Origin of the sequence: Streptomyces sp. NPDC087300 (assembly GCF_044744425.1) — a bacterium.
GTDB lineage: Bacteria > Actinomycetota > Actinomycetes > Streptomycetales > Streptomycetaceae > Streptomyces.
Window position 1 is genome coordinate 19,130 of sequence record NZ_JBIUYI010000004.1, and the last position, 12,573, is coordinate 31,702.

At 72.3% G+C, this 12,573-nt stretch carries 15 protein-coding genes and 1 pseudogene; 10 read left to right on the plus strand and 6 right to left on the minus strand.

The features are described 5' to 3' along the window. Nucleotides 1-3 precede the first annotated feature (3 nt). The 3 genes from ACIO9J_RS15965 to ACIO9J_RS15975 are packed head-to-tail and all read right to left on the minus strand — an operon-like array spanning nucleotide 4 to nucleotide 3,794. On the minus strand, nucleotides 4-1,494 hold the full coding sequence (locus tag ACIO9J_RS15965; protein ID WP_401998756.1) for an exopolysaccharide biosynthesis polyprenyl glycosylphosphotransferase: 1,491 nt from the start codon (nucleotides 1,492-1,494) through the stop codon (nucleotides 4-6). Continuing rightward, nucleotides 1,491-2,663, minus strand: coding sequence for a glycosyltransferase family 4 protein (locus ACIO9J_RS15970; RefSeq protein WP_401998759.1), 1,173 nt, complete (start codon nucleotides 2,661-2,663; stop codon nucleotides 1,491-1,493). The genes ACIO9J_RS15965 and ACIO9J_RS15970 overlap by 4 nt, the downstream gene beginning before the upstream one ends. A gap of 36 nt (nucleotides 2,664-2,699) precedes the next feature. Then, on the minus strand, nucleotides 2,700-3,794 hold the full coding sequence (locus ACIO9J_RS15975) for a DUF3344 domain-containing protein (protein WP_401998762.1): 1,095 nt from the start codon (nucleotides 3,792-3,794) through the stop codon (nucleotides 2,700-2,702). A gap of 390 nt (nucleotides 3,795-4,184) precedes the next feature. Here ACIO9J_RS15975 and ACIO9J_RS15980 point away from each other — a divergent pair, with 390 nt between their 5' ends. From ACIO9J_RS15980 to ACIO9J_RS16020, 9 genes and pseudogenes are all read left to right on the plus strand, one after another. Next, nucleotides 4,185-4,424 carry a chaplin gene (locus tag ACIO9J_RS15980; protein WP_098242622.1) on the plus strand — a complete coding sequence of 80 codons (240 nt, stop codon included), beginning with the start codon at nucleotides 4,185-4,187 and terminating at the stop codon, nucleotides 4,422-4,424. Nucleotides 4,425-4,697: 273 nt separating this feature from the next. Then, nucleotides 4,698-5,408, plus strand: a complete 711-nt coding sequence (locus ACIO9J_RS15985; protein WP_401998766.1) for a hypothetical protein — start codon at nucleotides 4,698-4,700, stop codon at nucleotides 5,406-5,408. A gap of 273 nt (nucleotides 5,409-5,681) precedes the next feature. Further along, complete coding sequence (locus ACIO9J_RS15990) at nucleotides 5,682-5,960, plus strand: hypothetical protein (RefSeq protein ID WP_402001029.1); 279 nt, start codon at nucleotides 5,682-5,684, stop codon at nucleotides 5,958-5,960. 131 nt (nucleotides 5,961-6,091) lie between these two features. Next, nucleotides 6,092-6,340 carry a chaplin gene (locus tag ACIO9J_RS15995; RefSeq protein WP_401998769.1) on the plus strand — a complete coding sequence of 83 codons (249 nt, stop codon included), beginning with the start codon at nucleotides 6,092-6,094 and terminating at the stop codon, nucleotides 6,338-6,340. A 196-nt stretch (nucleotides 6,341-6,536) separates the two neighbouring features. Beyond that, entirely contained in the window at nucleotides 6,537-7,040 is a 504-nt protein-coding gene (locus tag ACIO9J_RS16000) for a DUF5949 family protein (protein WP_401998771.1), read from the plus strand. Nucleotides 7,041-7,165: 125 nt separating this feature from the next. Then, a pseudogene (locus ACIO9J_RS16005) lies at nucleotides 7,166-7,477 on the plus strand (vitamin K epoxide reductase family protein); the annotation flags it as partial. 66 nt (nucleotides 7,478-7,543) lie between these two features. Next, nucleotides 7,544-8,047: a hypothetical protein gene (locus tag ACIO9J_RS16010; protein ID WP_401998774.1), complete on the plus strand. Its 504-nt coding sequence runs from the start codon at nucleotides 7,544-7,546 to the stop codon at nucleotides 8,045-8,047. A gap of 2 nt (nucleotides 8,048-8,049) precedes the next feature. After that, the gene (locus ACIO9J_RS16015) at nucleotides 8,050-8,535 is read left to right on the plus strand and encodes a tyrosinase family oxidase copper chaperone (protein ID WP_401998777.1); all 486 of its coding nucleotides are present in this window, start codon (nucleotides 8,050-8,052) and stop codon (nucleotides 8,533-8,535) included. Nucleotides 8,536-8,566: 31 nt separating this feature from the next. Continuing rightward, on the plus strand, nucleotides 8,567-9,439 hold the full coding sequence (locus ACIO9J_RS16020; RefSeq protein ID WP_401998780.1) for a tyrosinase family protein: 873 nt from the start codon (nucleotides 8,567-8,569) through the stop codon (nucleotides 9,437-9,439). Between the two features lie 97 nt (nucleotides 9,440-9,536). Here the strand turns inward: ACIO9J_RS16020 and ACIO9J_RS16025 are convergent, their stop codons facing one another. Further along, nucleotides 9,537-9,800, minus strand: a complete 264-nt coding sequence (locus ACIO9J_RS16025) for a chaplin (RefSeq protein ID WP_401998783.1) — start codon at nucleotides 9,798-9,800, stop codon at nucleotides 9,537-9,539. A 277-nt stretch (nucleotides 9,801-10,077) separates the two neighbouring features. Between ACIO9J_RS16025 and ACIO9J_RS16030 the strand changes: the two genes are divergently transcribed. Next, complete coding sequence (locus ACIO9J_RS16030; protein ID WP_401998785.1) at nucleotides 10,078-10,359, plus strand: hypothetical protein; 282 nt, start codon at nucleotides 10,078-10,080, stop codon at nucleotides 10,357-10,359. Nucleotides 10,360-10,410: 51 nt separating this feature from the next. Here the strand turns inward: ACIO9J_RS16030 and ACIO9J_RS16035 are convergent, their stop codons facing one another. Beyond that, the gene (locus ACIO9J_RS16035) at nucleotides 10,411-10,629 is read right to left on the minus strand and encodes a hypothetical protein (RefSeq protein WP_401998788.1); all 219 of its coding nucleotides are present in this window, start codon (nucleotides 10,627-10,629) and stop codon (nucleotides 10,411-10,413) included. A 167-nt stretch (nucleotides 10,630-10,796) separates the two neighbouring features. After that, nucleotides 10,797-12,512, minus strand: coding sequence for a hypothetical protein (locus tag ACIO9J_RS16040; protein ID WP_401998789.1), 1,716 nt, complete (start codon nucleotides 12,510-12,512; stop codon nucleotides 10,797-10,799). Between the last annotated feature and the right edge of the window lie 61 nt (nucleotides 12,513-12,573).

Below are 12,573 nucleotides of genomic sequence, written 5' to 3' on the forward strand. Positions count from 1 at the left end.
CCTTCAACTCCCCGTACGGCGCACGAGGCAGCCCAGGGTGCGCAGCAGGATGGCCAGGTCCTGCCAGAAGGACCAGCTGTCGATGTAGGCGTTGTCGAAGCGGCACCGGTCCTCGATGGAGGTGTCACCGCGCAGCCCGTGGATCTGGGCGAGCCCGGTGATCCCGGTCGGCATCCGGTGCCGCTGCGCGTAGTTCGGATACGTCTGGCTGAACTGGGCCACGAAGAAGGGGCGTTCGGGACGCGGGCCCACCAGACTTATGTCACCGCACAGCACGTTCCACAGCTGCGGCAGCTCGTCCAGCGACGTGCTGCGCAGGAAGCGGCAGAACGGGCCCATCCGCCGCTCGTCGGCGACGCTCCAACGCGTCGCCGCCTCCTGCGGGTTGGCGGGCCGGTGGGTGCGGAACTTCAGCAGCGTGAACAGCCTGCCGTCCTTGCCGACCCGCTCCTGACGGAAGATCACCCCGGGCCCCTCGACCACCCGGAGCACCAGGGCGCAGCCGAGCAGCACCGGCGCGGCGAGCAGCAGCAGGACGGTCGACACCGCGATGTCCAGCGTCCGCTTGCCCGCGCTGGTCCCCCGGGCCCCGACGAGCAGCGGCCGGCAGGCGAAGCCCGCGACGTGGTGCCTGCGGCCCCGCTCGGGCGGCGGGACCGGTCCCGGGCAGCAGGCGTCGAGTTCCCACAGGTCGCAGCCCAGGTCGTTGAGCGCGGTCCTGCCGACCGGCGATTCGATGCCGTGGCCCGCGAGGATGAGGACGCTGCGGACGTCGTTCTGGATCACGGCCCGGTGCAGTTCGTCCTCGGTCGAGAGCACGGGCAGCACGGGCAGGCCGTCCGGCGCGGGCTCACCCCGGTCGGACGCCTCGTCGGACGAGGCGCTGACCACGCCGACCGGCCGCATGCCGCAGCCGGGCCTGCGCAGCAGCGCCGCGGCGACGCCCCTGGCAGGACCCGTGGGCCCGAGCACCAGGACCGGGCTCGGCCTGCGCTGGACGCCCGCGCGCTGGTACCAGTGCACGAGCGCGCGGCCGCACACGCACAGCACGGTCTGCGCCGCGACGACCGTGCCCAGCGTCGCCGGGCTCAGCCGGACGGCGGGCGGCAGGACGGTGGCGACGACGGCCAGGACGCACCAGCTGAGCGCGATCCGCCCGGCGAGCGCGGGCGCCTCGTCGAGCGCGGCGGGCAGCACGGCACGCTGGTAGAGCCTGCCGCGTACGTTCAGGAACAGCACCCCGGCGAGCAGCAGGCCCGCGAGGGCCGCGTGCCGCTGGGGAGCGTCGAGGAACAGGACACCGGCGAGCGCGGCCGCCGCGTCGACCGTGACCAGGGCCGCCGTCCAGCGGCGGGTGCGCACCGGCTGACGTACCCGGGCCCCGGTGCGGCGGCCCGTCGCCGTGCGCGGGGCGACGACGAAGGTCCCGGACGCGCTCTGCTCGTCCAGCCGTTGCTGCGCCGACGAGGCGGCAACAGTTCGTTCGGCACTCACGTTGTGGTGCACTCCCTGTTCTTGAGGGGCACCGTGCCCAGAAGTTCGCGGTACACCGCGGTGACGGCCTCGGCGGACCGCTCCGCGTCGTGCCGCGTCAGGACGTGGCGACGGCCCCGGGCGCCCAGCTCGTCGCGCAGCCCGCCGTCCGCCAGGAGCGCGATCAGCGACCGGGCAAGCGCGCGCGGATTCTCCGGCGGGACGAGGCACCGCTCGCGGTCGACGAGGGGCAGGCTCTCCCGCGCCCCGTTCACATCGGTGATCACGACCGGTCTGGCACAGGCCATCGCCTCAAGGGGCGCCAGGGCCATGCCCTCCCAGCGGGACGGCAGGACGACCACGTCGGCCGCCTGGTACCAGGGGCCCGCGTCGGCGACCGCCCCCGCGAAGGTCACCGGGCGGCCCGCCCTGGCACGCAGCGGCGCCGCCTCGGGACCGTCTCCCACCAGGACGAGCTGGGCGTCGGCGAACCGGTCGGTCACCGAGGGCCAGGCCTCCAGGAGCAGGTCCTGGCCCTTCTGCCGGCACAGCCTGCCCACGCAGACCACCAGCGGAGCGCCGTTCCTCGCGGGATGGCCGGGCGGCAGCAGCCGCTCGCGGGCCGCGGCCCGGTCGGCGGGGGCGAAGCGCTCGGGGTCGACGCCGTTGGGGACCACCGTGTAGCGGCCGTCGATCCCGGCCCGGCGTCCGGTCACCCACTCCGCCTCGCTGACGCAGACGATGCGGGCCGACCAGCGCGCCGCGGCCCGTTCCCAGCGGCGGGCGAGCAGACCGGTCACGCCGTCGGCGGCCTCGAAGGACCAGGCGTGCGGCTGGAAGACGGTGGGGACGGCGCCGCGCAGGGCGAGCCGCGCGGCGAGACCCGCCTTCGCGCTGTGGGCGTGCACCAGATCGGGCGCCACCGCGTCGACGACGCGCCGCACGCCCCGTACTTCGGACGGGAGCGTACGACCGGGTGACCGGGACGCCGTCCAGGGACGCACCCGTACGCCGGGCAGCGCGTCGAGCGACCGGGCCAGCGGGCTCTCCGGCGGGCAGGCCACGTGCACACGCAGTCCGGCCGCGGCCTGCGCGGCGGCGAGCTCGGCGACGACGCGCGCCACTCCGCCGTCCACGGGTTGACAGATATGCAGGACCCGCACGGGAGGGGAGGCTGGAGATGGATACATTTGCGACTCCCTTGAGTCGATGCGGAGCGACGCGGGCTAGCGCCTCACGTCGACGGCGGCGAAGACCACGCCGATCCAGGCCGGGTCCTGCGAGGCGAGGTGGACGGTCAGATCGCCGCGCCGCGTGCCGGGACTCCCGGTGACGGGCAGCACGTCCGAGTCGTAGCCCAGGGTGTTGGCGTACGCGGGTTCCCTGCGGGCCGGCTCGCCGGGGCCGCTGATGGTCGAGTTCAGTGCGTCGCCCTCGGGGTTGGCGGCGTCCGACAGCGGCACAGGACCGCGCCCTCCGGCGGAGACGCTCAGGGTGTCGCCGCGGCGGCCGCGGTCGCCGTCGTAGGCCACCACACCGGCCACGCCTCGCGCGCCCGGTGCGAGCGGCACGCCGCGCAGCCGCACCGCGTGGCGGGGGTCGCCCGCGCCGATCCGGTCGAAGCCGTCCCACACGGCGATGCCGCGGCGCGGCTCGGCCGCGTTCTCGTAGGCCACGACCAGCGTCCAGCCGCCCCACGCGCCGGCCCTGGAGTGCCCCATCGCGACGTTGACCTGGGCGACCGTGTACGAGCCCGCCCCCGCGCCCCGTACCAGGTCGGTGACGTCGGCGGACGCCTGGAAGGCGTCCGTGCCGTCGGCGACGCGGTGGCCCACCAGGGTGTCGGCGAGGACGGCCTTGTAGTTGCCGCCCGGCTCGGCGACCAGGACGCGTCCGTTGTCCTTGGGCGGCTTCTGCTCGCCGACCCGGAGATTGCCTCCCCAGTACAGGCGGGCGTAGGAGACCCGGGAGTGCGGGGGCAGGCGCACTTCGCCGGTGCTGGAGTTGTAGGTGTTCGGGTCGTTGTCGACGTCGATGTAGAACATGTCGAAGTCGCTGTTCGTCCCGGCGCCGCCGCCGCGCACGTCGGCGCAGGACGCGGCGGTGCGCACCAGGGGACGGCGGCAGGTGATGGCCGAGTTGGCCGCCCGTACGACGCCGCCGTGCTGCACCGCGTGGAAGCGCTGGGTGAACTCGATACGGCTTCGCTCGTTGCCGGGCGGACCGGGTGGGGCCGCTGCCCCGGTGCCCTGCGCGGTCAGGCACGTGGTGAGTGCGAGCAGCGGTACGAACACACGGCGCAGGCCCAGAGAATGACGCATGACGGCATTGGCCTTCCGGGGTGTGACGACCTGGGAACCACAGCGGAGATGAGAACTTCGCATGTAATGCGCTCTTCTGTGGGCTTATGGGTGTAATTCACCCAAGGGGAAGCGCAACTGTAGCGGCTTGGGCGAGCCGCATCCGTCAACTCCGCGACGTATGTCGGAATTGTGAAGAGTGCGGAGGCTCCGTACCTCTACGGCCGGCCCCCGCACCCCCGAAGCCGTGCGGCGACACTGCTCAACGCGTTCGCGCCACTTTCGTCACCATGGGGGACACGCGGCACGGATCACCCGTCTGGGCGCACAACTTGGCACCCGGATCGGCCGTTCACACACAGGACGGGCAACCGCCCATCCACCGCAACACCCAGCAAGGAGCAGTACCCCATGTCGCGTACGACCAAGGCCCTCGCCCTCTCCGCCGTCGCCGCCGCCGCCATGGCGGGGACCGCCGGCGTCGCCGCCGCCGACTCCGGCGCGCAGGGCGCGTCCAGCAACTCCCCGGGCGTCATCTCCGGCAACACCGCCCAGGTGCCGGTCCACGTTCCCGTCAACGTGTGCGGCAACAGCGTCAACGTCATCGGCCTGCTGAACCCGGCGTTCGGCAACCAGTGCGCCAACGACTAAGTGTCACGTCTGCACCGCGACGGCCGTCCCTGCTCCCGCAGGGGCGGCCGTTGTGCGTGGTGGGGGTCGGCCCGGTCGGCCGAGCGGGGCATACCCCGAATGGCGGGCGCGGCGCGGGCCGCTGACCATCCACCACATCAGCGCACTCACCTGCATGGATGTCGCGCCGGTCGGGTGACGGCCGACATGTTCCGCAGGCGCTCGGTTGCGGCGGGCCCTGGTCGCTTTCACGGTGATCACAAGATCCGACGCATCACCGAAAGGGAACACATCATGCGCGCTCTGCCCGTACGGCGTATCGCCACCACCACCCTGTGCGCGACGCTGCTTCTCGGCACGGCGGGACCCGCCTTCGCCGCCACCGGCGACGCCAGTCACGACGAGACCCAGTCCGCCCCCCGCGCGCCTGCCCCCGCCCCGGACGCCCTGCTGGCCCAGACCAAGCAGCTCGCCGATGTCGGAGGTGTCCTCACCCCGGTCACCGCACTCCTCGACGCCGTGCTCAAGGCCGACGGCAACAAGCTCTCCGCCGACGAGGCCAAGAAGCACGCCGACGCAGTGAAGGCGGCGATCGACGCGGCGGCCAAGAAGGCCCCCGCCACCCCCGCGACCCCCGAGGCCCCGGCCGCCAAGCCGCCCGCCACGCCGGCGCTGCCCAAGCTCCCGACCGGTGGCTCCCAGAGCGACCGCAGGGCGCCGCTCGACGTCAAGGGCGACGCGCTGGCCGCACTCCAGTCCGCGGTGGACGCCTTCGTCAAGGCCGCCACCGCCGGTGACGCCAAGACGGTCCTCACGCAGGCCCCCGTGGTGCTCACCAGCCTGGTCAACGTGGCCGTCGCCACGCTGCTCAGCGGTGGCCTGCCCGCGCCGAGCCTGCCGGGCCTCCCGGCGCTGCCGAAGCTGCCCACGGGCGCGCTGCCGCAGGCACCGGGCCTGCCGACCGGGGCCCTGCCCCAGACGCCCTCGCTCCCCGTCGCCCCCTGAGGCGGGGGCGGCCGCGGCCGCCCCGTGCCACCCGCCCGCCACGCCGGACCCCGGCGTGGCGGGCTCTTGCGTGCCGGGGGCAACGCTGACCCCATATAGGCCAGTTGATATGAGAGGGGGTGCGCTCGCATTCGGTCGTGTTCATGGAATTCCTGATGCCGAGAGTTTCCTCATCGGCTTGCGCTCGTTAGTCCCGGTGCACGAGACGACAGGTAATCAATGCCTGAACGGTGCCCCCATAGGCGGCAAATAGTCGCCGAGGAAAGGAACATGATGAAGTCGCTGAAGGCTGCCGCTGTCCTCGCAGGATCGATCGCTCTCGCCGCTTCCGCCGCGCCGGCTTTCGCCAGCGACCTGACGCCCACCAGCCTGAACGGCGGCCTGGAGACCATCGCCAGCCAGGACCTGCTCGCCACGAAGCCGCTCAGCACCAACATGCTCGACACCGAGAACGGCGAGTCCGTCGTCAACACGGTCAAGGACGCCGCGGACGGTCTGAACGCCGCCGGTGGTCCCGCTCAGGTTCTCGGCGGACTTCCCCTCGCCAAGTAATAGACCCCCGATTTCCGTGCCCTGTCCGTGTATTGGCCCGGACGGGGAGTGGGGTCATCGGCGTGTTGTTGCGGGGGAACTCGCAGGCAAATCCATAGGGTGACGTAAACCCCCAAGGGAAGGTTTCGATTATGAAGACTGCTAAGAAGGCCGCTCTCGTTCTCGCCGTTGCCGGTCTCGCCGCGGGTGCCGCCTCCGGCAGCGCCTTCGCCGGCGAGGACGGCGCCAGCGCCCAGGGTGCCGCCGTGAACTCCCCCGGTGTCGCCTCCGGCAACGTCGGCCAGGTTCCCGTGCACGTTCCGGTGAACGTCTCGGGCAACACCGGCACGCTCATCGGTGGTCTGAACCCGGCCTTCGGCAACGAGGCCGTCAACGACTGAACGACCACCCCTCGGGGACGCCTCGGGCACGCACCGGAGGCACCAGGGCCGGCTCACCTCTTCCACGGGGCCGGCCCTTCGGTCTGTCCGGGACGGGCCGATACCTGTCGCTCCATCGTGTGACGCGGAAGCAGGGCTCGCCCACACGGGTGAACGGCGGCCCGAAACGGGGCCGTTGCCTCTATACGGTTCCCCCATGACCTCAACCACCAGCGAACAGCGCCCCTTCCACGCGGCAGATCTGGGCACCCTCGCGGTCCTCGCCTGGAGCGGCGAACACCCCGAGGACCAGAAGGACATGCCCTTCCTGCTGGCCTACTCGCTCGGGGACACCGAGGGCGGCCCGGAGTCGACCGCCCAGGCGCTGACCACGCTGCTCCAGGACGCGGGCCTGCCCATCGGCGGCCCGCTCGTCGACGGCGCGCGCGCCCCTTCGCTGCCGGTCAGCCTCCTCGTCGAGGCCGACCAGGCGGTCGTCAACATGCCCCACGTCAACGCGCAGTGCGCGGTGCCGCCGGAGTGGCTCGCCGCCGTGAAGCAGCGCGGGCACGCCTACTTCATGGTCACCACCCGGGCCTGGCCCGACGCCAAGCCGGGCGAGACGGTCACCGACGAGGTGCTCAGCCAGTTCGCCGGTGACGAGGAGACGCTGCTCAACGCCGCGCACTGTCTGCTGCCGGCCCGCAGCCTGCGTTCCTGATGCGCACCACCTCTGTGCCCGGCCGGGTGCCGCCGCAGGTCGTCGGCGACGACGCCCTCGCCCTCGGTGAGGGCGCCGCCCCCGCGCCGGGCTCAGAGTGGGTCCCGCGCGGCGGGGCGAACCGTATGTCCGGGCTGTACCTGGTGATCACGGGTGCGATGGGCCTGCTGGCGGCGTGGGTCATCACGCTCGACGAGCTGAAGCTCCTCAAGGACCCGGACTTCGTCCCCGGGTGCAGCCTCAATCCCGTGGTGGCCTGCGGCACCATCATGAAGAGCGAACAGGCCACGGTATTCGGATTTCCCCATCCGATGCTGGGCCTGGTCGCTTATCCGGTGGTGATCCGCGTCGTATTCTGCGGCTGGCTCCAGTTCCAGTCCCTGTACCGCATCAATTCGCTCCGCCTTTGGTGCAGTCGGGCGAAATCTGCACTGATCACACAGCCGAGTCGTTGAGTGGGTTACGGACCGTGTGATCGGTACAGCGAAAGGACGAATCGAGCGATGAAGAAGTCAACCAGAGGTGCCCTCGCGGTAGCCCTCGCCTGCGCGGCGGCCGCCGGCGCCGGAGCGACGGCCCAGGCGGCTGAGCAGCCCTCGGTGACGGTCCCGCTGAACGGGCTCGAGTACGCCCTCGACACGGAGGCCCCCGAACTGACGACGGGCGTCCCCGTCCCCCTCGGCGAGGGCCTCGACGGACCGCGGTACGCCCAGGACAGCCTGCTGCCCGAGCGGGCGGTCCCGCGCTTCCCGGTCGGCGGCGTCCTGCCCGACACGCAGATGTCGGCGCCGCTCGCGGAGACGCTGGGCGAGGACACCGTGGAGTCCGTCGGCGCCGAGGCCGACGCGTCGGCCGTCCAGGCGGTCACCCCCACCCCTCATCTGGACCTCCCCCTGACGGCACCACGGCCCGACCTGTGGGGCCTGCCCGCGCCGAAGCTGCCCAGCGCCGGCGTCGAAGCCCCGGAGCTGCGCGCCCAGCCCGCGGCCAACCTCGGGCTCGGCTGACGATGGCGCCCCAGTCGACGTGCGAGGGCCGGGCCGCGGGCCGGGCCCTCGCGGCGCCCTCCGTACCCGCGCCCCTGTCCCCGCCATTGCCCGATCCGGAGACGAAGAGAAGGCCGTTCGTCGACCGTCTCTCCCGCCGCCATCTGCTGGGCGTGGCCGTCACCTCGCTGCTCGGCGCCGCGGGGATCTTCCGTACGGCACGGACCGGGACCGAGTCCGACGCGCACCCGGCACGCGATCCGCTGTTCGACGAGATGTACCGGGGCCGCCGCATCGTGGGGGCCCCGGTGGCCGGCCGGGCCGCCGGGGCCGAGGGGGACTGGCAGGTCACGGTGGACGGGAAGCCGCTCGGCCTGATGCGCCGCGCGGACGGCAGTTACCTCAGCATGGTGGACCACTACCAGTCGCACGCGACCCCGCTGGCCGCCGCCCGGGGAGCCGTCGACGAGCTCGGAAGCCACCTCTCATTGAGCGGTCGTCACCACTGAGTGAGGCCGCCCGCCCGGCGAACGGATGGACATGGCTCACACGCGCAAGAACCAGAGCAGCCTCAGCCGAGCCGAGCGCCGCAGATTCGTCGACGCGACGCTCAAGGTCAAGCGCTCGGGGGAGTACGACGAGTTCGTGCGCATGCACATCGACTACTACGTGTCGGACGGGGAGCCCAGTCTGCGGGTGGCCCACATGACGCCGTCCTTCTTCCCCTGGCACCGCCGCTTCGTGCTCGAGTTCGAGCGGGCCTTACAACGCGTCGACGCGGGCGTGACCGTGCCGTACTGGGACTGGACGAAGGACCGTACGCCCGCCGTGTCGCTGTGGGGCGCCGATCTGATGGGCGGGAACGGGCGGCCCTCCGACGGAAAGGTCATGACCGGCCCCTTCGCCTACGCGAGCGGGCACTGGGCCATCAAGGAGGGCGTCACCGACGGCGAGTACCTCACCCGCAACCTGGGCCGGGCCCAGGACCCCATCGACCTGCCCACCGCGCAGGACGTGGCCGGGGCCATGACGGAGGCCGAGTACGACGCGAAACCGTGGGACTCCACGGCGGACCGGGGCTTCCGCAACGCCCTGGAGGGCTGGACGTCCGCGGGCGGGTCGGAGCGGTGGCGCAACCACAACCGCGTGCACCGCTGGGTGGGCGGACACATGCTGGGCGGTGCCTCGGTGAACGACCCGGTCTTCTGGCTGCACCACGCGTTCGTGGACCTGCTGTGGGACCGCTGGCAGCGCCGCCACCCGGACTCCGCGCCCTATCTGCCCGAGCAGCCTCCCCGCCTCGGGCAGGCCCAGTACCAGCGCATCGTCGCCCGGCACGAGCTGATGCCGCCCTGGAACGTCAAACCGAACGAGCTCCTCGGGCACAAGAATCTCTACCGCTACGGCGATTGACCGGTGGTCTCGCCCGGCGGCGGGCGAAGGGCCCTGTCATGCGAAACGCTCGACCGGGAGTCCCGGCCGAGCGCCTCACCTAGCGACCGCGGAGGGGTCAGCCGCCGTAGCCGGCGCCGCCGCCCGTGTTGGCGCACTGGTTGCCGAAGGCCGGGTTGAGAGCGCCGATGCCGTTCACGGTGTTACCGCAGACGTTCACCGGGACGTGGACCGGGACCTGGAGCAGGTTGCCCGAGAGCACGCCGGGGGAGCCGACAGCTTCACCGTGCGCGCCGGCGTCCGCCATGGCCAGACCAGCGCCGCCGAGCACGACGGCTCCCGTGCCGAGGGTGACGGCAGCAGCCTTTGCGATGCGAGACATCACGTTCTCCTTTGACTCAGAAAGAGCGGCTGCATAGGTGCAGTCGCACCTTCTGTAACGTCGGCCGTCATCCTGAGGTCACGGTGTGATTTTCCAACTTGGCGGATCGCGACGGCGGTGCGGAAACGCGAATCGGTGTGCCCGGGATTTATCGAGGGCACACCGAAGTCCCGGCGAAGTCGATATCGCCGGGAAAATAACCTGTGGTCAATGGGCCCCTCGAATGAGAACGTCCGCGGGGCCGTGTCTTCCCCCGGGCTCAGCCGTTTCTGAAAACGTGACAACTCCACGACGAATCATCGCCGCCGTATCGCTCGCCGCTGGAGCAGCCGCTCTGCTCGCGCCGGCAGCCCAAGCCTCCGACCGCGCCGACGCGACGGGTTCCCCGTCCGTGGTGAGCGCCATCGACAAACTCGGCAGCACCTCGCTCCCGGAAGACCGTCAGGGCCAGGTGCCCACCGTGGAAAGCCAGCTGGGCGGGCTCCAGCGGCTGAACGAGCTGCACCAGCTCACGGATCTGGTGGCGCCGGTCACCAACGCCCTTCCCGCGGTTCAGTAGCGGACGAGATGGCCGCCACGACTGCCGTGGCGGCCATCCGCATGTCAGATGTCAGAGCAGGACGCCCAGACCGACACCCAGACCCACCCCGACGCCCGGGTGGTAGTAGTGGTGGTGGTGGTGCGGCCAGTCGTCGTCCCAGTCGTGGGCCGACGCGCTCTGGGTGGTAGCGGTCGCGGGTGCGGTGGCCGCCGTCGCGACACCGACGGCGGGAAGGCTCAGAGCCGCCGTGAGGCAGACGAACGTCAGGGCACGGGCTGTGCGCTTCATCCGGAAATCCTTCGATGGAGGCGTACACACGCCGATGTTGGCGTGCAGGGACATGCCTCACGCTGCCCGACGCCGGACGCGGCAGCGCGTCGAGCGCGGCCAAGCGAGTGAACGCGGATGAGTAACGACCTCGGTGTTCCAGGTGTCTTGGGGATACCGGAACCCCCCTAGGGGGTGTCCGCGCACGCCTCCCGTTCCGCCCGCACCGGGTCGTTCGGGAAGCGGAAGGACGTGCGTTCCACCGCACCCGTCAGGTTCCGCCAGAACCGGCCCGCGGTCAGCGGCTCCCGGGTGGCGGCCCGCAGTTCGGCGAACGGACCGCAGCGCAGCGCGCGCCGGGCCGCGTCGACCCGGGCGGGATCGAGCCCGGCGGGTGGCGCCGCGGCGCTGCCCCGGTCGGCGACGATCCACTCGTCGGGCAGTCTTTTGTCGTGCCCCACACGGCCGTTGATGCCTTCGGAGTGCGCGGCGAGCGGGTAGGCGAGGCCGATCGGGTCGAGCGCGGCGCCGTTCAGCGGTACGACGGTGCCGCTGAAGCCGAGGGTGTTGTAGATCCCCGTCACGCCCGGCGCCCCGGCCGCCGCGGGTGTCCTGCCGAGCAGCAGGGCGGGCGCGTCGCCGTCCGCCGCTTCGTGCACCAGACGCGCGTACGCCCGGTTGCCGGGGAAGCCCGCGAAGCCGTGGTGCAGGGGATGGGGTTCGGCGTTCTGCCGTACGTAGACGCCTCGTTCGTCGGCGACGCCCGAGGGACCGATCCGTCCCTCGTAGGGAATCCGGAGCACGGTCGCGCACGCCAGTGCCCACACGCCGACGCCGATCGCGGCGATGGTCCACGCGTGCGTGAGCGGCACCAGGAAGACGGGGAGCAGCATCAGGAGAAGCCCCGGCAGGAACATCCGCGCGTGCATGAAGTCGCCGCCCACCTTGATGACGTACACCCAGCACAGCAGGCCCGCGACGACCGGCGCGAGCGCGGGGATCAGGGGCACTTGGCGGCGCCCGCGTCCCGAGGGCAGTGCGACGGCGGCGAGGAACAGCAGGGGCACCCACAGCAGATAGGGCCCCGCGAAGTCCGCGAGATAGGCGAGCCCGCGCGTCCACAGGCTGCGCGACGCCTCCTTGGTGACGCCGGGCAGCGGCATCAGATGTCCGTAGTAGCCCATGCGGAAGATCTCGTACGCGACGGGCAGCGCGCCCGCGGCCGCCGCGCCCGCGAGCGTCCGGCGCCACGAGGGGCGCGCGATGAGCCACTGCGCGGCCAGGAAGACGAGCGAGACGAGCGCCAAGTCCGGGCGGACCAGCGGGCCGAGGCCCAGGACGGCACACGTCGTCCATGCCCGCGGCCGGTCGACGAGCGCGAGCCAGGCGCCCGCGAGCCAGCAGGTGGCGAGCCCGGTCTCCAGGCCCGACGTGGCGAAGTCCCAGACGGGCGGCAGCCCGAGGAGCACGAGCGCGCCGCAGGGGAGCAGCGCGCCGCGCCGTCCCGCGCCGCCGTGCAGGCGCAGCGCGCCCAGGCCCGCGAGCGCGAACCCGGCGGCGGTGAGCAGCAGTCCGCCGTACATCGCGGCGGTGGCGATGTCGGCGCCGGTCGCGCCCGCGGCCACCAGGAGCCACTGCCAGAGGGTTCCGGTGGACGACTCGGCGCGTTCGCCCGCGTTGAAGACGGGGCCGTTGCCCGCGAGGATCTGCCGGACCGTGCGTACGTAGATGTGTCCGTCGTCCGACATCCAGCGCCGCTGGAACCCGGCGACGAGGATCACCAGGGCGGGCGCGAGCGCGAGGGGGAGCCGCCAGCGGTCCCACCGGCCGCCGCGCGCGGCCGGCAGGAGCCCGACGACGGCTTCGGGGGGACGGCCTCGGGCGGGGGAGTGCGTAGACGTCATGATCGTTACATCGGTCCGGCCGGGGAGGCGCTTGAACGCTCCCGGCCGGGCCCGGCGGGGT